Here is a 20,464-nt window from a genome sequence, read left to right as displayed (position 1 = left end):
CGGCGCAGTTTGGGTCTAGCCGGCCTGGAATGCGTATCGCGACTGAAACGAACAGAGTTGTCCAAGTCAAATATACTAACCCGAGCGACCTGCGTTGATCAGCTGCACGGCTGGGAGACCATATGGGGTTGCTCAATTGTCCTCGTCCAAGTGGCGGGGGCGGGAAATGTATGTTTTTGGTTCAGAAGAATGGCTGCCTTTAGTTACCAGCTGGGCGGTCTCGATTGACATACTTGTGCTCCAGTAGCCGAATAGGCGGTAGCGCAAAAAGTCATGTCTTTCTTTTTCTGGATCAAATCAAGCGCGAGAAGGGCGTTTGGTGAATGCCTTGGCAGCAAGAGGCGATGAAAGACGTGATACTCTGCGATAAGCCATGGGGAGCTGAGAATAAGCTTTGATCCATGGATTTCTGAATGGGGCAACCCACCTGAAAGTTCGTTGTAAATTGCTCCGCAATATTACAACGGATTTAAACAGGTACTTAAGACCTGAATACATAGGGTTTTAAGAGCAAACCCGGGGAACTGAAACATCTAAGTACCCGGAGGAAAGGAAATCAATTGATACTCCCCTAGTAGCGGCGAGCGAACGGGGACCAGCCGAGCCGGATAAGTGACTAGAACACGTTGGGAAGCGTGGCCATAGCGGGTGACAGCCCCGTATAGGAAGCTTTGACGGACGTATTAAGTAGGGCGGAACACGTGAAATTCTGTCTGAAGATCGGAGGACCACCTTCGAAGGCTAAGTACTCCTTGCTGACCGATAGCGAACCAGTACCGTGAGGGAAAGGTGAAAAGCACCCCGACGAGGGGAGTGAAACAGTACCTGAAACCGAACGCCTACAATCAGTCGGAGGCTCCTTGCGAGCTGACGGCGTACCTTTTGTATAATGGGTCATCGACTTGGTCTCACGAGCAAGCTTAAGCCGTTAGGTGTAGGCGTAGCGAAAGCGAGTCTTAATAGGGCGAATGAGTTCGTGGGATCAGACCCGAAACCGAGTGATCTAGGCATGGCCAGGTTGAAGGTAAGGTAACACTTACTGGAGGACCGAACCCACATCCGTTGAAAAGGATCGGGATGAGCTGTGCCTAGGGGTGAAAGGCCAATCAAACTCGGAGATAGCTGGTTCTCTGCGAAATCTATTTAGGTAGAGCGTCATCCGAATACCCCGGGGGGTAGAGCACTGGATGGGTAATGGGGCCCCACAGGCTTACTGATCCTAACCAAACTCCGAATACCCGGGAGTACTAGATGGCAGACACACTGCGGATGCTAACGTCCGTAGTGGAGAGGGAAACAACCCTGACCTACAGCTAAGGCCCCCAATTCATGGCTAAGTGGGAAAGCAGGTGGGACGACCAAAACAACCAGGAGGTTGGCTTAGAAGCAGCCATCCTTTAAAGATAGCGTAACAGCTCACTGGTCTAAACAAGTTGTCCTGCGGCGAAGATGTAACGGGGCTCAAGCCATGAGCCGAAGCTTAGGATGCCGTAAGGCATGGTAGCAGAGCGTAGTGTGACATAGAACTCATCCGTATTTGCATCCCTAGTGGATGTAATGACGGATCGAGTTCTTTCGATGAAGCCGGCCTGTGAGGGATCCGGTGGAGAGATCACTAGTGAGAATGATGACATGAGTAGCGACAAAGAGTGTGAGAGACACTCTCGCCGAAAGTCCAAGGGTTCCTGCTTAAAGCTAATCTGAGCAGGGTAAGCCGGCCCCTAAGCCGAGGCCGAAAGGCGTAGGCGATGGGAACTAGGTTAATATTCCTAGGCCAGGAGGATGTGACGGATTGCAGATGTAGTTCAGCCTTATCGGATTGGTTGGGCTGCTGAGCAGTTCCTGGAAATAGCCCTCCATCAGACCGTACCCTAAACCGACACAGGTGGACTGGTAGAGCATACCAAGGCGCTTGAGAGAACGATGTTGAAGGAACTCGGCAAAATACCTCCGTAAGTTCGCGAGAAGGAGGCCCGGTTCCTAGGCAACTAGGGGCTGGGGGCACAAACCAGGGGGTGGCGACTGTTTATTAAAAACACAGGGCTCTGCGAAGTCGCAAGACGACGTATAGGGTCTGACGCCTGCCCGGTGCCTGAAGGTTAAAAGGAGAGGTGAGAGCCTTGAATTGAAGCCCAGGTAAACGGCGGCCGTAACTATAACGGTCCTAAGGTAGCGAAATTCCTTGTCGGGTAAGTTCCGACCTGCACGAATGGCGTAACGACTTCCCCGCTGTCTCCAACATCGACTCAGCGAAATTGAATTGCCTGTCAAGATGCAGGCTTCCCGCGGTTAGACGGAAAGACCCCGTGCACCTTTACTACAGCTTCGCACTGGCATCAGGATTGTGATGTGCAGGATAGGTGGTAGGCTTTGAAGCGGAAACGCAAGTATCCGTGGAGCCTCCCTTGAGATACCACCCTTCGCACTCTTGATGTCTAACCGCGGTCCGTTATCCGGATCCGGGACCCTGCGTGGCGGGTAGTTTGACTGGGGCGGTCGCCTCCTAAAGCGTAACGGAGGCGCGCGAAGGTTGGCTCAGAGCGGTCGGAAATCGCTCGTTGAGTGCAATGGCAGAAGCCAGCCTGACTGCAAGACTGACAAGTCGAGCAGAGTCGAAAGACGGCCATAGTGATCCGGTGGTCCCGAGTGGAAGGGCCATCGCTCAACGGATAAAAGGTACGCCGGGGATAACAGGCTGATACTGCCCAAGAGTCCATATCGACGGCAGTGTTTGGCACCTCGATGTCGGCTCATCTCATCCTGGGGCTGGAGCAGGTCCCAAGGGTACGGCTGTTCGCCGTTTAAAGAGGTACGTGAGCTGGGTTTAGAACGTCGTGAGACAGTTCGGTCCCTATCTGCCGTGGGTGTAGGAGACTTGAGAGGAGTTGCCCCTAGTACGAGAGGACCGGGGTGAACGATCCACTGGTGGACCAGTTGTCGTGCCAACGGCAGTGCTGGGTAGCTATGATCGGACAGGATAACCGCTGAAGGCATCTAAGCGGGAAGCCCCCCTCAAAACAAGGTCTCCCTGAGGGCCGTGGAAGACCACCACGTCAATAGGCCGGAGATGTAAGCGCAGTAATGCGTTCAGTTGACCGGTACTAATCGCCCGATAGGCTTGATTTGATCCAGTAATGGAAAGACAAATCAAAAACATACACCTTGAACATGGACGGCTGTGTCGCACCAAGCGGCACTGTTGATCGACATAACAACCGAGTGGCAACGCGCCTTTGCAAGCAAAGACGCTGCCTGCCACCTGTCGCTTTCTTGCACAGCAAGAAAGTCGACATGGGCTTTTCCTCGGTTTGGTGGTCATAGCGCAAGTGAAACACCCGGTCCCATACCGAACCCGGAAGTTAAGCACTGCCGCGCCAATGGTACTTGGGCTTAAGCCCCGGGAGAGTAGGTCACCGCCAAACCTAGTAAAAGCCCATATTCTCTCTAACACGATGATACAAATCTGACTCTGACGCGGGATGGAGCAGCCCGGTAGCTCGTCAGGCTCATAACCTGAAGGTCGTAGGTTCAAATCCTACTCCCGCAACCAGCGTCAGAAAATCTCAGTACAGCCCGTTCAGACTACAATTGATCCCCCGGATCAATTGCTTAACGTCTTCAACTCGTCAGGCTCACAACCCGAAGGGCAGAGGTTCAAATCCTGCTCCCGCAACCAAAATCCCAACAGCCCGGTCGAGCTGACAATGCCAGTTTGGACGAGACATTGAGGCTCCCTAACCCATGCTTGCGCCAAGTTCGGCCGGTATCACCACCTGGCTCTGCAATCCGCCCAGGGACGCTGACAATCCCAGATCCAGCCGGGCGCCGTATGCGGCCAAAAGGTCGACTGCAATGGCCAGCCCCAGCCCGCTTCCGCTGACCGAGGTGTCCAGCCGGCCGCCGGATCGGAGCGCTTCGCGGCGTGCGTCTTCGGGGATTCCCGGACCGTCGTCTTCAATGCGGATTTCGATGCTGTGCTCTTGGGCCTCAGCGGTCAGATGGACCGTGTTGCGGCACCATTTGACCGCGTTGTCGAGCAAATTGCCCAGAACCTCTTCGATATCCTGCGCATCCATGCGCACCCAAATCTCGGGTTCACAATCGATAACCAGCTTTTTTCCATCCCGTTCGGCCATTGTCGAAAACAGACGTGCAAGTCTGTTGACGGAGTTTGTCAGATCGGTGCGCGAATGGGTCAGTTCCGCAGTGTTCATCGCCCGCATCCGGGCAAGCGAGCGGCCGAGCTGCGCATCGACCCGGTCCAGAGCTTCTGTCGCAATTTCTGTACTGGCGCCGGACTGAGACAACTCGCTGAGTTCGTTTCGTAAAATCGCCGTCGGGGTCTTGAGCGCATGGGCCAGATCGGCGGCCTGCCTGCGTGAACCGGTTACGATGTCCCGGTTGCGCCGCAACAGCTGATTCAAGTCCTCGACCAGTGGGGACACTTCGTCCGGGTAGTCCGCCGGTTTGAGGTCGTCATCAGACTCCCAGCGATGGGCGACATCCGTCCGCAACTTGCGCAGCGGGCCCAGAATGACCGACATCAACAGCAATGACCCCGCAACGCCAATCAACCCGACCAGCGCAAAAACAGGCATGAGGCTGCGCTGCGCGGCCCGCCTTTCGTTGATAAGTTGCGCCTGGCTTTCGGCGACGCTGACGCCCCAGACCGTTCCATCTTCATAGGTGATTTCCTGATAGGCGCTGCGCAGCACCTCGCCCTCTGGCCCGGCGGTGTTCCAAAGCGTTGTGTTGCCATCCGGATCGGACGGTTCGGCAATCGTTTCGTCAAACAGCGAGGCCGAGACGAAAATCTCTCCGTTCTTGTTGGTAACCTGCCAGTACCGGCCGGAATACGGCGTGCCATAAGCCGGATCGAACATGATGTCGCGCAGAGCATCGGGGTCTTGCGTCGTCACGCTCAGCCCGACGACAAGCTGCGTGTGGCGGTCCAAAAGCGCAGTATCGAACCGTTCGGAAACCCGCGAGTCGATATAAGAGAATACGGCCAGCGTGCCGACGCCAACGGACAGAGCACCGGATGCGATCCCCCCCAGCAATGCCCGTTGACGCAGGGATAACATCAGGCGGAATCGATCATGTATCCCCGACCCCGGACTGTTGTGATCAGGTCAGGTCCCAACTTTTTGCGCAGGCGGGTGATAAAGACGGCAATGGTATTGGAGTCGCGATCCCCGTCGTATTCATAAATATGTTCGGAAAGCTCGGTTCTGGAAATCATGCGACCTGCATTATGCGCCAGATAGGTGAGGACCGCGATTTCCTGAGCGGTCAAATCCACCGGCACCCCTTCGGCGGTTACCCGACCGTTGCGCGTATCCAGAATGACGCTCCCCATTTCGATCACCGGGTTCAGCTGCCCGCTTTGGCGGCGCAGGATGGCGCGGACGCGGGCGGCCAGTTCGGGCATGTGAAAGGGCTTGGTCATGTAGTCATCCGCGCCGGCATCCAGCCCGTCGACGCGTTCGCTCCAGCCGTCGCGGGCCGTCAGGATCAGGACCGGCGTCTTGATGCCGGCGCTTCGCCATTCCCGAAGAACCGAGATACCGTCGCGTTCCGGCAGCCCGATATCAAGGATGATCACGTCATAGGGTTCGGTCAGGCCCAGATGAAGGGCGTCTACGCCGCTGTTGACGACATCGACCACGCGGCCTTCAGCATTCAGCAGTTTCTTGATCTGATCGCACAGGTGCGGCTCATCTTCTGCGAGGAGAACTCTCATAATCTGGAACTATAGGCGGGCCAATGGCAGTTTAACCATTACTTTTTGCCCCCGCCTTTGCCGCCTCCGTTGCCGCCGGAGTTGCCGCCGCCATTACCACCGGAATTGCCCCCGCCGTTACCGCCGGAATTGCCGCCGCCATTGCCACCCGAGTTGCCGCCCGAGTTGCCACCGGAGTTTCCGCCGCCGTTACCACCGGAGTTGCCGCCAGAGTTTCCACCGGAATTCCCTCCGGAGTTTCCGCCGCGGTTTCCGTTGTTGCCCTGGTTGCCCTTGCCATTGGATTTCCCCTGCGATCCTGCATTGGCCGCGTTGCCGTTGTTCGAACGGGCCGCTTCGGAAATTTCGCGTCCCACGCTGGAACGATTGGACACAACGACACCGGTCTGGGCGTTGACAATGACACTGATGATCTTGCCGTTGGGCTTCTTCACCAGAATTCGGTAATACACCTCGTCGGTCTGGAAGGCGCGCGCATCCACAGGGGTGCCGCCAAAGGCTTTTTCCACCCCTTTGATGACGCGTTTCAACCGAATGGCACTTCCGGATGTCGTCGCCTTGCGCAGCTCGGACTGTTTCAATTCGCGCACAGCGGCCTGGCCTTCCCCGAACGGGAGAAGGGTCAGCAGACAAGCGATGATCAAGAGCCTTTTCATACTCGGAACTTTTTACGGTACAAGTGCCCCCTAAATCTACAGATTTTAACGTGAACCGGCGATGAACAGGTAATTCGCCGTGGGTTCAATAACCATCGGTTTAAATTGACTTGTCGGCGGCTGATTCAGACGCAACCCCTTGTGCATTCGGACACTGGGCCGTCGCGCCGGCAATTGAGTTCACTGAACGACGAACGAGGACCGTCATGAAAACCAGATCGACCGGCCTGTTGAAAGCCTCAGCCATTGCCATTGCGTTGCTCGGGTCCACTGCAGTTGTCGGAGCCATCGCCCTCCCGGATGTCGCCTATGCCAAGGAAGGCAAAGGAAACGGCGGCGGCAATGGCGGGGGCCAGGGCAATGGAAATGGTGGAGGAAACGGCGGCGGAAACGGCAAAGGCGCCGGCAACGACGGCGGAAGCAAAGGCGTCGGCGGCAATACCGGCGGCAACGGCAAAACCAAGGGTGGCGGATCAGGCGCGTCCAAAAGCAAGGGCGGCAAGGCTGCCGGTCTTGGTGGGACGCGGTCAAAATCCACCGGTGACGGAAAATTCTCACTCAAGAACCTTTTTGGCGGCAACAAGGGCAAGGCCGCAAAAAAGAAGACAAACACGGTAAGCGTCGCGCGCAAACCGGCGAAGTCCGTTCAGGTTTCAAAATCGGTTCGCCCGGAGGTTCGGACCAAGGGCAACAAATTTGCCAGCCTTCTGGGGGTTCACCCGTCTGAGCTGGGGGCACTGAACGCGGCGAATGCAAGCGAAACCGCGCTGAACAATGCCGCGCCCAATTCCCGCGTCGGTCGCATCGCCCATTACCGGGATACGGTTCTGGCCGGGGAAGATCTGCGCGAGGAACTTGCCGAAACGCAGGATCTTCTGGATGAGATGACCCCGCCCGATCGTCCGGTTTCGGAAATCGAGGAAGACCTTGAAACCGCGCAGGCCGATGTTGAGGAAAAACAGGACCGCGTGACCGAACTGGAAGAGGCGCTCGCCGATGCCGGAGGCACGGATCCCGACATCGAAGCAGAACTTGAAGAGGCCAATGCCGAGTTGGAGGATTCGGTCAATACGGCCAATGATCTGAACGACGAACGGCAGGCGGCGCTGGATTACGACGAGGCCGTGGCAGAGTTCGAAGACCTGGCTGAGGCCGTTGACAATCAGGCGCAGGTGGAGCGCGAGGCGCTTGAAGACGCAGCCAACAAACCCGTGACCGACGAAGTTGAGGCGGCGGTGAAATCGCTGCTGGGACTGGATAGCTGAAACCCTTGCGCCACTACTCTCGGACGCAACGCAGGGGAGCCAGCCATGCGCTTGGATACGCGCATGGCTGGCAGCTCTTGGGGATGAAGACCGGATAATTTCTGGTTCAGGTCTGCCCCGGGCCGACAAGGCACCAACGAAGAAGCCCGCTCCGGACCGGAGCGGGCTTTGGCGTCTTCCTTAATAGGACGTCAACAGGGAAGATCGCCAACACCGTGACCAACAGTCAGGTGCCTGGTTTCGCCTCAGCAAGTCGCTTGTTGTTCAGAATATCAATCAGAGCGTTTTCGATAGGAGGGAAGCGACCTTTGCTCGAATTCTTGGTGTCAGATTGTTTGCTGCGCAGCGCGGCGCTGACCGTCTGCATCTCTGCTGGCTTTCGGTGCGTCGCAGCCTCAATGGCAGTTGTGATCATGCGAGTCCCTTTCATTGGCGCCGGTTGCCTGTGGTCTGGTCCGGTCCTGTGGGGATAAGTATGCGTGAGCGCTGTTGAACACTCAGAGAATACATTGTTCATGTTTCGTTAATATTGTTGCCCGGGCGTAAAAAGCGCGAAAACCGCGTTCGGTTTCGCCAAATGTTTCCGCGCGCCGGTCAATCCCGCCAGAAGTCCGGCTTTCGGTAACCTGCGGAAACTAAGACAAAATTTCTGGCGACCCGCTAGCCCGCTGAAATTTCGACTGTCTGGCCGTGGAATTCCTTGGAAGTGTTCGGGTCGTGTTGAGACGTGCCGGCTTGGGCTGAAATGTAGGTGGAAACGCGATAAGTGCTCGGCCTCTTGTTCATATTGACTGTCCGAATCGCAGGCGTTTCCGGCTCAGCTCGAACGGCACAGGACCGGGACTGAACAGTTGGGTGGATTGCTCGGCCCCTCCGCTGAACTGGCCACAAGTTTTTGGTCTTCGCGCAGGCGACCCGGCGCGCATCCCAAAACCACGGTTTACCCTTCCGTAAGAACCTTGCGCGCGACCCGAAAACATTCCAGCGCCTGCGGAACTCCGCAGTAAATGCCCACCACGTGGATGATCGCGCGGATTTCCTCGGCGGTCACACCATTGTTGATTGCGCCTCGGCAGTGAATTTCCCATTCATGCATCTTTCCCAGCGCGCCGATCATCGACAGGTTCATCATCGAACGCGTCTTGGCATCAATTACTTCGTCGCCCCAGCCGAACCCCCAGCACCAGGCGGTCATTGCCTCCTGAAACGGGCGGGTAAAATCATCGGCAGCGGCCAGGTTCTTTTCGACATACTCCGCGCCAAGCGTGTTCTTTCGTTGTTCAAGACCCTTCAGAAACAGGTCTTCGTCAAAAATGTCAGCCATAGGTAGTCTCCGGTTCATCAGACGGTAAGGCGGTGTTTGTACAGGTGATCGTAGTGGGGCTTCATCCGGCGGTACACCTGTCTGACCCGATCGGGCGCGTCGGCGATGGAAACATATTCCCGCGGTTGAGGCGCCAGCCCCGTCGATCTGGAGAGACTGGCGTGGAAGGATCCGCCGTCCCACCAGCTATGGGCCGACGGATCGCCGCCGGCCTCCCATGTCAACGCGTCCGGCAGAAAGGGAATGCCCACGGCATCGCAGAACCTCTGTGTCATCGCGTGCGGGTTTTCCAGCAGATCGTCGCTGTCGATGACCGGCGGGGCAGTCCCGTTCAGCGCCGTCAGCAAGTCGAACAGTGCGCGCTGTTCGGGAAACCCGACCTCGCCCTCGGCAAAGTCCGGCCAGCGTTTGTACATCGAGGTGATCGTCTTTGCCGGATCGCGGATCAGGAAGGCGTGGGTGAAATGTGACAGGAAATCCGCGTCCCACATATGGTGGATGTAATGCGGAAAATCCTTGATGAAGACCGCGCCCGTTTTCGCGCGGCCCCGAATATCCGCCCATACGCTGTCCAGCGTCAGACCGGGTGTTGTGACATCACCGGGTTTGAACCTGTGCCACAGCGGGTCTTCGCCCTGATACCAGGCCTCGCCAAAGGGTTCGTGCAGACAGTCCAGATCGCCACGCTGCCGCATCATCCACTCAAATGCCGTCGAGGTGGACCGGGGCACCGCCCATAACGCGAGGATCTTGTGCATGGTGTGAGTTCTCCGGCTGGTGAAAGGTCAAAGACGTCTGAGCAGCTGCCCCTGCGGCGACTGCGGCGCGATCCCCAGAGACGTGAAGATGCGCCAAAACAGGGCGATGTCGTGGCCGATCACGGGTTTGCCCAAAGCGCGTTCCAGTTGATCAGCCAGATGCAAGGGGCGCTGCGGCAGACCATCCGGACCGGTTCGAAAGTTGCACATGCCGTTGATCAGGATCGCCTCGGCCCGCGGGGCCTTGTCCGCCACGTATTCGAAGCTTTTCAATGCCAGATCACCATCGAATACCCAGCGGCAGGAATTGACGGCCTGCTGGCTGTCGAACCAGCCCTGATCGTGAAAATTGCCCGCCCAGAGAACGTCGAACCCGGCCTCTTGCAGAAACGCGACGGTGCCCTGCCACCATTCAGGCCAGTGATAGGCGGCGTTGAGCGCAACCTTTTCGACATTCATCTCGCGCAGCGCTTCGATCATGGCGTATCCCGCCATGTGAAAGCGGATGCCGTATTTGTCCGACAGATCCTGACAATGCTGCCGCAAGCCTTCAACGCCTAGCCCGCACGCATGAACCCAGTTCGACCCGACCTGTCCGCAGACATCGACGCCGTTGCGGGACATGCAATGTACGAAGTCTTCAAGCATGCCGAAATTCTGTTTTCGCTGATCCAGCCCATGCGCATAATCGGGCACGTGCAGCATCCAGCCATGCACGCCGACGGTTTCGGGACAAATGCGCAGGAAATCCGACGGCGCCGCGTCGAAGTCGAACGGCGGGCTGGTAAAGCCCACCTGATAGGGGAACAGTTTATGTTCCGGACGCCAGTCGTGGGGCATCATTGTCAGGACGCTCCCGGGCTGCCGCCTGCATATTTGGGCAGATCGTCCTCAATGGTCATCCATGGCAGGCGCTCGGACCAATAGACATGCGCGTGCGGCACATAGTTCTCGGGATGATCCAGAGTGGCCGCGTAAAGATGCGTTTCGGTCGGCCAGCGGTGGCTTTCATAACTAAGCGGCGTGCCGCATTCGGCGCAGAACCCGCGCATGACACCCGGTGAAGATTCCCGCAGGGCGCGCTGGCCCTGCCATGTCACAATGTCCCGCGCCATGCCCAGAAAGCTTGTCATCGGCGACCCCGTGGCGCGGCGGCAGCTTGCGCAATGGCAATGCGCGGTCCAGATCGGCGTCCCGGACGCGCTGTATCGTACGGCGCCGCACAGGCAGCCTCCTTCGAACTCAGCCATCCACAGCCTCCCGCATCCATTGTTGCAGCTTTGCGATCGAATGCTCCGACATCACGCCGCATCCCGGGTCCAGCACCAGCGGGCCGGGGCGGTAGCCGCGGGATTTGAGGCCACGGTGGACGGATTCCACGAGGCGGATGTCTTCCTCGACCGTGGTTTCGCGGTCCTGCACCGCCAGTTGCCGGATCACCGCACTATCCGAGCCGCCCTCGGTGTACCAGCCGCGCCAGACGGTGCAGTGATCGGCATCGTCCGCGCGCCAGTGATAGGTGTTCAGTACATTGCCCGGATAGCACTGGAACGAGAACATCGGCCACAGGAACCACGACTGGTAGTCGCCTGCATGGGGCACCGACAGGTCGATGGGGTAGGTCATCTTGTCGAGGCTCTGGCATTCGGTCATGTGCCGCAGCACATAGCCGCCACCCGCGTCGGGCTGGATGTCATAGGTCTCGGGCTTGACCACGCCTTCGGCAAAGGTCGGGTGGTTGCTCGGGCAGTGATAGCATTCCGAGTAGTTTTCAATACTGACCTTCCAGTTGCAGTTTTCCGGGATCTCGACCCATTCCAGCGGCTCCAGATCGTCGATATGCGGGACAAAGGCGCGGATTTCCTCGCGCACGCCGGGATACCATTCGTCCATCGGCGCGGCGTCATCGTCGAGGTTGACGAAGATGAACCCGTTGAATACCTCGGTCCGAACCGATGTCAGGCAGATCGCGCTGCGGTCGAAACCGGGGACAGATTTGATATTCGGCCCGGCGCGCAGCTGGCCGGAGAGTTCATAGGTCCAGGCATGGTACGGGCAAACGACGACGCGGGTGTTGCCTGCGCCGGTTACCATCTCATGCGCGCGGTGCTGGCAGACATTGTAGAAAGTGCGGATATCTCCGTCGCGGCCCCGGATGCAGAACAGGTTCTGACCGGCAATTTCGAAGGCGAAGTAATCCCCCGGCTCGCGCACCTGCGCCACATGCCCGGCAAACTGCCATGTCCGGGCCAGCAATCCCTGCATCTCGTGCGCGAATATCGCGGGGTCGGTATAGTATCGCGCGTCCAGTGAATGGGTGAGGGGGGCGTTCATTCGGGCTCCTCCGCGTAGAGGCCAAGTTGGTGACGACGAAGATGAAACCGCTCCACCCTTTCGACGATCTCATCGCTTGACACCGCGATCACGAAGGACAGCAGCGTTTCCAGCAAGGCGATGGTCGAGACGGAGGAGGGGAAGAATTGCGGTGTGTCCGCAGCGACGACAAAGCCGTGTTGCGCGTTCAGGATGACCGGGCTGGCCGGGCTGTCGGATATGCCGATGACGGTCAGCCCCTGTTGCCGCGCCAGTTTGATCGCGTCGATCACCTCGGTCCGGTAGGGGTGGCAGGTGATGGCGATCAGCACGTCCTGTTCATCGGCCCAGGCCAGATCGTCGACGGGGGTCGAGCCGGGGCGGGGGATGGCGTGAAACTGCTTCATTCCCGTCGAAGCGAGATAGGTGAAGTTGCGCGCGTTCGAATTGTTGACGCCGACACCCAGGGTGAAGATCTGACGGCAATTCCAGATATCCTCGGCCGCCGCAGTCAGGCGCCCGGCGTCGATCCTGGCAAATGTCTCTTCGATGTTGCGAATCGCGGCCCCGATCATGTCCGCGTAGAGTCCACCCAGTTCCCCGGACTTGCCGATATCTTGCAACCAACGGGCGCGGTCCGGAAATGACGCGGTGCCCTTGCGGATCGCGTCCCGAAACGGCGCGCGAAAATCCTCGTACCCGCCAAAACCCACCTGACGCGCCATGCGCACGAAGGTGTTGGGTTTGACGTTTGCGGCTTCGGCAATCTCGCGCACCGTTGAAACCCCCACATCTGTTGGGTTTTCCAGCACGTAGCGCGCGGCTTTCTGGGCCTCGGGCGTCAGCGCGTCCCATTCCTGGCTCAGCCGGTCGAGGACGTTTGATGATACATTTGTGTCATTCATGATTGACGATGGTACAAATGTGGAATTAGCCTGTCGAGCAGAAAAACGACTCGGGAAGAGGAAATGTCATGTCCGAGAAGAAGCTGCCGTCACATGCCCGCGTTGTCATCGTGGGCGGAGGTGTCATGGGGGTCGGTCTGGCCTATCATCTGGCGCATGAAGGCTGGGGCGATGACACTGTCCTGCTGGAAAAAGCCGAACTGACCAGCGGCAGCACCTGGCACGCGGCGGGCCAGATCACGCATTCGACGTCCAGCTTTGGTCTGGGCAAATGCGTCGATTACAATATCGGCCTGTATTCCGGCGGGTTGGAGGCCGAAACCGGTCAACCAGTGACATGGCATGGCTGCGGGTCCTTCCGGCTGGCTTATACCGAGGACGAGATGGACTGGCTGCGCCACACGTTGTCGGTGGGCCGGTCGCTGGGGTTCAACATCGAACTGGTGGGTCCCGGGAAGGTCGCCGAGCTGCATCCGTTCTACAATCTCGACGGCGTGCTGGGCGCGCTGCACACACCCGATGACGGGCATGTCGACCCGACCAATGTGACAATGGCGATGGCGGCCGGCGCGCGTCAGAAGGGCGTGCGCATCTTCCGCAATTGCCGCGCGACCAACATAACGCAGGCCGAAAATGGCGAATGGGTGGTTGAAACCGAGATGGGCACCATCACCTGTGAGCATGTGGTGAACGCAGGCGGCACCTATGCCCGCCAGATGGGTGAATGGTCGGGGCTGCAACTGCCCATGACCTCAATGACGCACCATTACTTCGTGACGGAACCGGTGCCTGAATTCCAGAACCTGGATAAGGAACTGCCGGTGATCCGCGATGACCGCAAGGTTTCGGGTTACATCCGAATGGAGCAGCAACGCGGGCTGATCGGGATTTACGAGAAAGAGAACCCGAACTCGGTTTGGCATGATCATTGCCCCTGGGAATACGAGAACTGGCTGTTCGATGCGGATTACGACCGGGTGATGCCATGGCTTGAGGAAAGCCTGAACCGGATGCCGATCTTTGCCGAACTGGGCATTCAGCGCGATGTGCACGGGGCGATTTCGCATCCGCCGGATGGGAACCCGCTGATCGGGCCTGCGCCCGGCGTGCGGAACTACTGGTGCTGTTGCGGCACGCAGATCGGGATCGGCTGGGGGCCGGGCCTGACGCGTGAGTTGGCGCGCTGGATGGTTCATGGGGCTGCCGATATCTCGATGCGCGAGTTCGATCCGCGCCGCTTCGGCAGCTATGCCACCAAGGACTGGCAGGTGATCAAGGCCGAGGAAGATTATTGCCTGCGCCACGAAATCCCCTTTCCGCATTTTAATCGGCTGGCGGGGCGGCCCATCAAGCCCTCGCCTCTGTATGAGTTGTTGAAATCCAAGGGCGCGGTGCACGAAGAGGTCTACGGGTTCGAACGCCCCCGCTGGTTCGCGCGGGATGGGGTCGAGCAGCGCGACCACTATTCCTTCCGCCGGACCCCTGCCGACAACATGGTCGCAGCCGAGGTCAAAGCCGTGCGCGAGCGCGTCGGCATCATGGATGTCACCGCCTTCACCAAGGTCCAGGTCTCGGGGCTGGACGCTTATGCCTTGCTGGACCGGCTGACCGCCAACCGAATGCCGCAGAAAGTTGGCTCGATCACGCTGACCCATATGCTGAACCGTCGTGGCCGGATCGAGCTGGAGATCACGATCGTTCGTATGGCCCAAGATCGTTTCTATCTGGTCTGCGCAGCCTTCTTCGAACAACGCCTGCTGGATCATCTGGCGCAACAGCGCGCGGATGAGGATGTGCAGATCACCGCTCTGTCCGCCGACTGGTCGGCCCTGTCGCTGAACGGCCCCCGCTCGCGTGACGTGCTGGGACAATGCACCGATGCCGATCTGACCAATGCAGGTTTCCGCTGGCTCTCGGCGCAGGAGATCACCATCGCCGGTCACAAAGTCTGGGCCTTCCGCATGTCCTATGCCGGCGAGCTGGGTTGGGAGCTGCACATGCCCAACGCCGCGTGCCTCGACGTCTACAATGCGCTTTGGGCTGCGGGTGAGCCGCATGGCATCACCGACTATGGCAGCTTTGCGATGAACGTGATGCGGATGGAGAAGGGCTTCAGAGGCGCGGGCGAGCTGACCAACGAAGTGACGCTGGCCGAGGCCAACGTTTTGCGCTTTGCCCGCACTGACAAAGAGTATCTGGGTAAGGACAAGACTCTGAATGCAGACCTGCCTTGGATCTGTGCCTATCTGGAAATCGAGCCGGATGGCGAGATTGACAGCCATGGCGGCGAAGCTGTGATGCTGGGCGAACGTGTCGTGGGCTCTACCGCCTCGGTCGCCTACGGACACACGGTCGGTAAAATTCTCGCCTTCGCCTATATCAAGCCCGAGGCCGCTGTCCCAGGCACCGAATTGCAAGTGGTGATCCACAGCAATCCCCGCGCGGCCCGCGTGCTGGGGGAACCAGCCTATGATCCGCAAAGCCTGCTGCCGCGCACTGACGCCGCATTGGAGACCGCGTGATGCGCCTGCCCGACACGATGAAAGCCATGGTCACCATGGGCCATGGTGGTTTGGAGCAGATGGTGCTGCACACGGACTGGCCGCGGCCTGATCCGGCGGCGGGGGAAGTGCTGATCAGAGTTGCCGCCTGCGGTCTGAACAACACGGATGTGAACACGCGGTCCGGCTGGTATTCCAAGACCGTGACCGACGCGACAACCGGCGGTGCCTTTGATGAGGTTGGTGAGGACGATCCCACATGGGGCGGCGCGCCGATTACCTTTCCGCGCATTCAGGGCGCGGATGTCTGTGGCCATGTCGTGGCCGTCGGCGAGGGCGTGGACAGCGCCCGCATTGGCGAGCGGGTGATCACAGACGGCTGGCTGCGCGATCCGGCCGACCCCGACAACAAGGACAAGACCGGCTATTACGGTTCGGAACGGGATGGCGGCTTTGCGGAATATGCGACGACGCTGGCGGTGAACGCGGTGCCGATCAATTCGGACCTGTCGGACGCAGAACTGGCGACCTTTTCCTGCTCCTACTCCACCGCCGAAGGGATGTTGACCCGTGCCAACGTGACCAACAGCGACACGGTTCTGGTTCCTGGCGCGTCCGGCGGGGTCGGCGGCGCTCTGGTCCAACTGGCGAAACGACGCGGTGCGCGGGTGATCGCGCTGGCGTCCGAGGCCAAGCATGCCGACGTGGCGACGCTTGGCCCCGACGTGATCCTGCCCCGCGCGCCCGAAAACCTGCGCGCGGCGCTGGGCGGTGAAAAGATCACAGCGGTGGCGGATGTGGTGGGCGGCCCGTACTGGCCGCAGTTGATCGACATCCTGGAACGCGGCGGGCGCTATACCTGCTCGGGTTCCATCGCGGGTCCGATGGTCGAGTTCGACCTGCGGACATTCTATCTGCGGGATCTGACCTTCACCGGCTCGACAGTGATCGACCCGCAGGTGATGCGGAACCTGGTGAAATACATCGAGGCCGGTGAGATCAAGCCTGCCCTTGCCGCAACCTATCCGCTGGAGGAGCTGCGCGAGGCACAGGCCGCCTTCATCGCAAAACAGCACACCGGCAATATCGTGGTGGTCCCATGACTTTGGATGATGTTTTGGAAGCCGCGCGGCATCTGCATCGGACACATCCCGATCTGTCGGCCTTTGCGCCATGGCCCGATGATCTGACACCGACTGACCTGAACCCTGCGCCCATACCCGCCCTGTGTCTGGTGCGTGACCTTGATCCGGATGGTGGCGCGCCAACACGTAACATGATTGTGGCAATCCGGGATACGGCGCATCTGGCGCACTGGAAGCACACCTATACCGAAGAGGAGGTCGGCGCGGATTTCCTGAACCGCTACGGCTATTACGAGCTGTTTGGCCCGACCGGACATTTCCATTCGACCCAACTGCGTGGCTATGTGGCCTATTGGGGGGCCGGACTGAATTATGGCTGGCACAGCCATCAAGCCGAGGAACTGTATCTGACATTGGCCGGAGGGGCGGTGTTCCGCGTCCCCGGAGAGGAGACCCATGTCGGCCCCAATCAGACGCGCTGGCATCGCAGCTGGCAGAGCCACGCGATGACCACGACGGATCGGCCGATCCTGACCTTCGTCCTCTGGCGCGGTGAAGGCATGGGCGATGTACCCCGGATGGATGCCGCATGAAGATCACCCGCATCCGCATTTACCAGACCGGGCTGCCCTATACTGACGAGGCCTATGTCTGGGGCGCGGGCAACGCGATTGAGACGGCGACAGCCTCGGTTGTCGTGATCGATACCGACGCGGGGTTGCAAGGCTGTGGGGAATTCACGCCCTGCGGTGAGAATTACATGGTCGCCCATTCCCAAGGCGTTGTGGCGCTGGCGCGTCTGGTCGCGCCTGCATTGTTGGGTGAAGACCCGCGGCAGGTCGGGCGCATCGAACAGGCGCTGGACCATATGGTGCAAGGGCATGGTTATGCCAAGGCGCCCTTCGATGCGGCGTGCTGGGACATTCTGGGGCAGGCCTGCGATCAGCCCGTCTGGATGCTGCTGGGCGGCAAGCTGACCGATGGCGCGCCGATGTACCGGGTTGCGCCACAGAAAGCGGTCGATGAAACCGTGGCTGAACTGAACCGCCATCGCGATCAGGGTTACCGACAGTTTCAGATCAAGGTCGGCGGCGACTGGGCCCGCGATATCGAGCGTATCCGCACAACGGTGCCTTTGATGCAGCCGGGTGAAACGGCGATGGCTGATGCCAATCAGGGATGGCGCGTGGACGACGCGATCCGGGTGGCCCGCGCCACGCGCGATCTGGATTTCATTCTGGAACAGCCCTGCCGCACTTACGAGGAATGCCAGCAGGTGCGCCGTGTCGCCGAGCAACCGATGAAGCTGGATGAATGTCTGACCGGTATGCATGTGGCGCAGCGGATCGTTGCGGATCGGGGGGCTGAGGTCTGCTGCCTGAAAATCTCGAATCTCGGCGGGCTCAGCAAGGCGCGGCGAGTGCGGGATTTTCTGATCGAAAATCGCATTCCGGTGGTCAGCGAGGACACATGGGGCGGAGAGATCGCAACCGCAGCGGTTGCCCATTTCGCAGCCTCGACCCCTGCGGCGTTTTTGCAGAACACCACCGATCTGATGAATTACAACACCCGGTCCACCGGAATCGGCGGGCCGGTGTCGCGGGATGGCAAGCTTTATGCCTCTGACACGTCTGGACTGGGGGCGAGCCCTGATTTCGAAAGCCTCGGCGCGCCGGTGGCGGAGTACACTATATGAAGATCACGACCATCACGGTTTACCATCTCGACCTGCCGCTGGAGCATCCCTATTGGCTGTCCGGCGGGCGGCTGAAGTTTGAAACGCTCGACGCAACGCTGGTGAAGATCGAAACCGATGCGGGGTTGACCGGCTGGGGCGAAGGCACCCCTTGGGGGCACACCTATGTTCCGGCACACGGGCCCGGCATCCGTGCCGGGATTGAAACGATGGCCCCCTTTGTTCTGGGTCTTGACCCACGCCGGGTTCTGGATGTGGAACGCGCGATGGATATCGCGCTGCCGGGCCATCTTTACGCCAAGGGCCCGGTCGACATGGCCTGCTGGGATATCGCCGGACAGGCGGCGGGGGTGCCGATTGCAGATCTGATGGGCGGTGGATCCAGGACGCCGCGTCCGATCGCCTCTTCGGTCGGTGCCAAAACCGTGGAAGAAACCCGCGCGGTGATGGAAAGGTATCGCAGCCGCGGCTACGTTGCCCATTCGGTCAAGATCGGCGGCGATGTCGAACGTGACATCGCCCGTGTGCGGGATGTCGAAAGCATTCGGCGACCGGGTGAGATTGTTCTTTACGACGTCAATCGCGGCTGGACCCGGCAACAGGCCCTGCGGGTGATGACAAGCTGCGAGGACCTGAACGTGATCTTCGAACAGCCCTGCGAGTCGCTGGACGACATTGCGGCAATCTCGGGCCGCCATGCCTCACCCTTGTCCGTGGATGAAAGCCTGGTGACCTTGCAGGACGCCGCCCGGATCGCCCGGGACGGGCTGGCCGAGGTGTTCGGGATCAAGCTGAACCGCGTCGGCGGGCTGACCAAGGCGGCGCGGATGCGGGATATCGCGCTGGCGCATGGGATCGACATGTTTGTCATGGCCACGGGCGGTTCGGTCCTGGCCGATGCCGAGGCGTTGCATCTGGCCGCCACGATACCGGATGACAACTGCCATGCCGTCTGGGCCTGTCAGGACATGATCACCGTCGATATCGCCGGCGGGCGCGGACCGCGCAACATCGACGGCCATCTGCATCTGCCGGAAACACCGGGGCTTGGCGTGCACCCGGATGAGGACGCACTGGGCGATCCGGTTGGAGTATACCGATGAGGATCAACAGGATAACGCTCTGGGCTGTCGATCTGACCAGTCATGAGACCTATCACATGGCCGAGGGCAAGACCTGCGCGACCGTGACCTCTCATGTGCTGTGCCTCGAAACGGATAACGGCTTGAAGGGCTGGGGCGAGGTCTGCCCGATCCCGCATTATCTGCCCGCCTATGCAGGCGGTGTCCCAAGCGCGATGGCGGAAATGGGGCCGCAGATTCTGGGCATGTCCCCGTTTGGCGTCGACGCGCCGATGCGCAAGCTGGAAGGTTTTCTGCAAGGTCATCCCTATGCCAAATCCATCGTCGATATCGCGTTGTGGGACCTGTTCGGGAAGGCAACAGGTCAGCCTGTCTATGCGCTGCTGGGCGGGCGGACACGAAAGGACATGCCGCTTTATCACTCGATCACCTGCGTCGCACCGGATGAGATGGCGCGGATCGCCAAGGCCGCTTATCAGACCGGCATTCGCCAGTTTCAGGTCAAACTGGGGGTGGAAGGCGACTGGCAGGCTGATGCCGAACGCCTGATCAAAGTGCGCGAGGCCGTGGGGCCGGGGCCTGTGGTTTATGGCGACTGGAACTGCGGTGCGTCCCGTCTGCAGGCCACCCGCACGGGGCGGGCGGTTGCGCATCTGGACGTGATGCTGGAACAGCCGTGCAAAACGCTGGAAGACTGCGCCGCTGTCCGGCAGGCAACCGGGCTGCCGATGAAGTTGGACGAAAGCGCGCATGATCCGGCCTCGCTGCTGCACGCGCACGCGTTGGGCTGCATGGATGCGGTGGCGCTGAAACTGTCGAAATTCGGCGGGTTGTCCGCGATGCGCCGGGCGCGTGATCTGACGGTGCATCTGGGGGCCGAGATTTGTGCCGAATGCACCTGGGGGTCGGATATCGTGACCGCCGCGTCGCTGCATTTCGCGGCCTCGACCCCGCACGGGTCGTTGCTGAACACCTGCGATCTGTCCTCTTACGTGTCGCCGCGCCTCTGCCCGGACGCACCAAACCGTGAAAACGGACGGATTGCCCCGCCTGAAGGTCCGGGGTTAGGTGTGGTGCCCGACCCACAGATACTTGGCACCCCGATATTGGAGATCGTTTGAAATGCTGAAAATCAA

The 20,464-nt window shown here is 59.7% G+C and carries 17 protein-coding genes, 1 tRNA gene and 2 rRNA genes; 10 read left to right on the top strand and 10 right to left on the bottom strand.

All coding sequences use genetic code 11. The annotated features are described in order from the left end of the window. Nucleotides 1-295 precede the first annotated feature (295 nt). From ACXAC3_RS01655 to ACXAC3_RS01645, 3 genes are all read left to right on the top strand, one after another. Nucleotides 296-3,126 (top strand): 23S ribosomal RNA (locus ACXAC3_RS01655). A gap of 181 nt (nt 3,127-3,307) precedes the next feature. Continuing rightward, nucleotides 3,308-3,422 (top strand): 5S ribosomal RNA (rrf, locus tag ACXAC3_RS01650). Nucleotides 3,423-3,473: 51 nt separating this feature from the next. Next, nucleotides 3,474-3,550, top strand: a tRNA-Met gene (locus ACXAC3_RS01645). Nucleotides 3,551-3,734: 184 nt separating this feature from the next. Here ACXAC3_RS01645 and ACXAC3_RS01640 read toward each other — a convergent pair. From ACXAC3_RS01640 to ACXAC3_RS01630, 3 genes are read right to left on the bottom strand one after another with little or no spacing between them, the layout of a single operon-like run. Next, nucleotides 3,735-5,084, bottom strand: coding sequence for an ATP-binding protein (locus tag ACXAC3_RS01640; protein WP_475155059.1), 1,350 nt, complete (start codon nt 5,082-5,084; stop codon nt 3,735-3,737). Continuing rightward, the gene (locus ACXAC3_RS01635) at nt 5,084-5,743 is read right to left on the bottom strand and encodes a response regulator transcription factor (RefSeq protein WP_475155055.1); all 660 of its coding nucleotides are present in this window, start codon (nt 5,741-5,743) and stop codon (nt 5,084-5,086) included. The genes ACXAC3_RS01640 and ACXAC3_RS01635 overlap by 1 nt, the downstream gene beginning before the upstream one ends. A 38-nt stretch (nt 5,744-5,781) precedes the next feature. Then, nucleotides 5,782-6,399 (bottom strand): PepSY domain-containing protein, encoded by a 618-nt coding sequence (locus tag ACXAC3_RS01630; protein WP_475155052.1) that lies wholly within the window; start codon nt 6,397-6,399, stop codon nt 5,782-5,784. Nucleotides 6,400-6,605: 206 nt separating this feature from the next. Here ACXAC3_RS01630 and ACXAC3_RS01625 point away from each other — a divergent pair, with 206 nt between their 5' ends. Continuing rightward, the gene (locus ACXAC3_RS01625) at nt 6,606-7,664 is read left to right on the top strand and encodes a hypothetical protein (RefSeq protein WP_475155051.1); all 1,059 of its coding nucleotides are present in this window, start codon (nt 6,606-6,608) and stop codon (nt 7,662-7,664) included. Nucleotides 7,665-7,890: 226 nt separating this feature from the next. Here ACXAC3_RS01625 and ACXAC3_RS01620 read toward each other — a convergent pair whose 3' ends face one another. The 7 genes from ACXAC3_RS01620 to ACXAC3_RS01590 all read right to left on the bottom strand — a co-directional run bounded on the left by ACXAC3_RS01620 (nt 7,891) and on the right by ACXAC3_RS01590 (nt 12,964). Further along, nucleotides 7,891-8,079, bottom strand: a complete 189-nt coding sequence (locus ACXAC3_RS01620) for a hypothetical protein (RefSeq protein ID WP_475155047.1) — start codon at nt 8,077-8,079, stop codon at nt 7,891-7,893. Between the two features lie 525 nt (nt 8,080-8,604). Continuing rightward, nucleotides 8,605-8,988 carry a carboxymuconolactone decarboxylase family protein gene (locus ACXAC3_RS01615; RefSeq protein ID WP_475155041.1) on the bottom strand — a complete coding sequence of 128 codons (384 nt, stop codon included), beginning with the start codon at nt 8,986-8,988 and terminating at the stop codon, nt 8,605-8,607. Between the two features lie 17 nt (nt 8,989-9,005). Next, the gene (locus ACXAC3_RS01610) at nt 9,006-9,746 is read right to left on the bottom strand and encodes a sulfotransferase-like domain-containing protein (RefSeq protein ID WP_475155037.1); all 741 of its coding nucleotides are present in this window, start codon (nt 9,744-9,746) and stop codon (nt 9,006-9,008) included. Nucleotides 9,747-9,773: 27 nt separating this feature from the next. Beyond that, nucleotides 9,774-10,589 carry an aspartate racemase/maleate isomerase family protein gene (locus tag ACXAC3_RS01605; RefSeq protein ID WP_475155031.1) on the bottom strand — a complete coding sequence of 272 codons (816 nt, stop codon included), beginning with the start codon at nt 10,587-10,589 and terminating at the stop codon, nt 9,774-9,776. 2 nt (nt 10,590-10,591) lie between these two features. Beyond that, nucleotides 10,592-10,996, bottom strand: a complete 405-nt coding sequence (locus tag ACXAC3_RS01600; RefSeq protein ID WP_475155026.1) for a GFA family protein — start codon at nt 10,994-10,996, stop codon at nt 10,592-10,594. After that, a complete protein-coding gene (locus tag ACXAC3_RS01595; RefSeq protein WP_475155021.1) occupies nt 10,989-12,080 on the bottom strand; it encodes an aromatic ring-hydroxylating oxygenase subunit alpha in 1,092 nt (363 codons plus the stop codon). The genes ACXAC3_RS01600 and ACXAC3_RS01595 overlap by 8 nt, the downstream gene beginning before the upstream one ends. Further along, a complete protein-coding gene (locus tag ACXAC3_RS01590) occupies nt 12,077-12,964 on the bottom strand; it encodes a MurR/RpiR family transcriptional regulator (RefSeq protein ID WP_475155018.1) in 888 nt (295 codons plus the stop codon). Before ACXAC3_RS01590 ends, ACXAC3_RS01595 begins: the two co-directional genes overlap by 4 nt. 68 nt (nt 12,965-13,032) lie before the next feature. Here ACXAC3_RS01590 and ACXAC3_RS01585 point away from each other — a divergent pair, with 68 nt between their 5' ends. From ACXAC3_RS01585 to ACXAC3_RS01560, 6 genes are read left to right on the top strand one after another with little or no spacing between them, the layout of a single operon-like run. After that, complete coding sequence (locus ACXAC3_RS01585) at nt 13,033-15,486, top strand: FAD-dependent oxidoreductase (RefSeq protein WP_475155013.1); 2,454 nt, start codon at nt 13,033-13,035, stop codon at nt 15,484-15,486. Then, nucleotides 15,486-16,568 (top strand): alcohol dehydrogenase family protein, encoded by a 1,083-nt coding sequence (locus ACXAC3_RS01580; RefSeq protein WP_475155010.1) that lies wholly within the window; start codon nt 15,486-15,488, stop codon nt 16,566-16,568. The genes ACXAC3_RS01585 and ACXAC3_RS01580 overlap by 1 nt, the downstream gene beginning before the upstream one ends. Then, the gene (locus tag ACXAC3_RS01575) at nt 16,565-17,143 is read left to right on the top strand and encodes a dimethylsulfonioproprionate lyase family protein (protein WP_475155008.1); all 579 of its coding nucleotides are present in this window, start codon (nt 16,565-16,567) and stop codon (nt 17,141-17,143) included. Before ACXAC3_RS01580 ends, ACXAC3_RS01575 begins: the two co-directional genes overlap by 4 nt. Continuing rightward, the gene (locus ACXAC3_RS01570; protein WP_475155004.1) at nt 17,140-18,246 is read left to right on the top strand and encodes a mandelate racemase/muconate lactonizing enzyme family protein; all 1,107 of its coding nucleotides are present in this window, start codon (nt 17,140-17,142) and stop codon (nt 18,244-18,246) included. Before ACXAC3_RS01575 ends, ACXAC3_RS01570 begins: the two co-directional genes overlap by 4 nt. Then, nucleotides 18,243-19,349: a mandelate racemase/muconate lactonizing enzyme family protein gene (locus ACXAC3_RS01565; protein WP_475155002.1), complete on the top strand. Its 1,107-nt coding sequence runs from the start codon at nt 18,243-18,245 to the stop codon at nt 19,347-19,349. The genes ACXAC3_RS01570 and ACXAC3_RS01565 overlap by 4 nt, the downstream gene beginning before the upstream one ends. Then, on the top strand, nt 19,346-20,449 hold the full coding sequence (locus ACXAC3_RS01560) for a mandelate racemase/muconate lactonizing enzyme family protein (protein ID WP_475154998.1): 1,104 nt from the start codon (nt 19,346-19,348) through the stop codon (nt 20,447-20,449). Before ACXAC3_RS01565 ends, ACXAC3_RS01560 begins: the two co-directional genes overlap by 4 nt. The last annotated feature ends 15 nt before the right edge of the window (nt 20,450-20,464 follow it).

The sequence above is a fragment of the Ruegeria sp. ABV4_181 genome, from assembly GCF_056158465.1.
This window is presented reverse-complemented; position numbering and strand designations above follow the sequence as displayed.

Coding starts and splice junctions, on each gene's coding strand:
- ACXAC3_RS01640 (WP_475155059.1), bottom strand. CDS start 5,084: ATGTTATCCCTGCGTCAACGGGCATTGCTGGGGGGGATCGCATCCGGT.
- ACXAC3_RS01635 (WP_475155055.1), bottom strand. CDS start 5,743: ATGAGAGTTCTCCTCGCAGAAGATGAGCCGCACCTGTGCGATCAGATC.
- ACXAC3_RS01630 (WP_475155052.1), bottom strand. CDS start 6,399: ATGAAAAGGCTCTTGATCATCGCTTGTCTGCTGACCCTTCTCCCGTTC.
- ACXAC3_RS01625 (WP_475155051.1), top strand. CDS start 6,606: ATGAAAACCAGATCGACCGGCCTGTTGAAAGCCTCAGCCATTGCCATT.
- ACXAC3_RS01620 (WP_475155047.1), bottom strand. CDS start 8,079: ATGATCACAACTGCCATTGAGGCTGCGACGCACCGAAAGCCAGCAGAG.
- ACXAC3_RS01615 (WP_475155041.1), bottom strand. CDS start 8,988: ATGGCTGACATTTTTGACGAAGACCTGTTTCTGAAGGGTCTTGAACAA.
- ACXAC3_RS01610 (WP_475155037.1), bottom strand. CDS start 9,746: ATGCACAAGATCCTCGCGTTATGGGCGGTGCCCCGGTCCACCTCGACG.
- ACXAC3_RS01605 (WP_475155031.1), bottom strand. CDS start 10,589: ATGATGCCCCACGACTGGCGTCCGGAACATAAACTGTTCCCCTATCAG.
- ACXAC3_RS01600 (WP_475155026.1), bottom strand. CDS start 10,996: ATGGCTGAGTTCGAAGGAGGCTGCCTGTGCGGCGCCGTACGATACAGC.
- ACXAC3_RS01595 (WP_475155021.1), bottom strand. CDS start 12,080: ATGAACGCCCCCCTCACCCATTCACTGGACGCGCGATACTATACCGAC.
- ACXAC3_RS01590 (WP_475155018.1), bottom strand. CDS start 12,964: ATGAATGACACAAATGTATCATCAAACGTCCTCGACCGGCTGAGCCAG.
- ACXAC3_RS01585 (WP_475155013.1), top strand. CDS start 13,033: ATGTCCGAGAAGAAGCTGCCGTCACATGCCCGCGTTGTCATCGTGGGC.
- ACXAC3_RS01580 (WP_475155010.1), top strand. CDS start 15,486: ATGCGCCTGCCCGACACGATGAAAGCCATGGTCACCATGGGCCATGGT.
- ACXAC3_RS01575 (WP_475155008.1), top strand. CDS start 16,565: ATGACTTTGGATGATGTTTTGGAAGCCGCGCGGCATCTGCATCGGACA.
- ACXAC3_RS01570 (WP_475155004.1), top strand. CDS start 17,140: ATGAAGATCACCCGCATCCGCATTTACCAGACCGGGCTGCCCTATACT.
- ACXAC3_RS01565 (WP_475155002.1), top strand. CDS start 18,243: ATGAAGATCACGACCATCACGGTTTACCATCTCGACCTGCCGCTGGAG.
- ACXAC3_RS01560 (WP_475154998.1), top strand. CDS start 19,346: ATGAGGATCAACAGGATAACGCTCTGGGCTGTCGATCTGACCAGTCAT.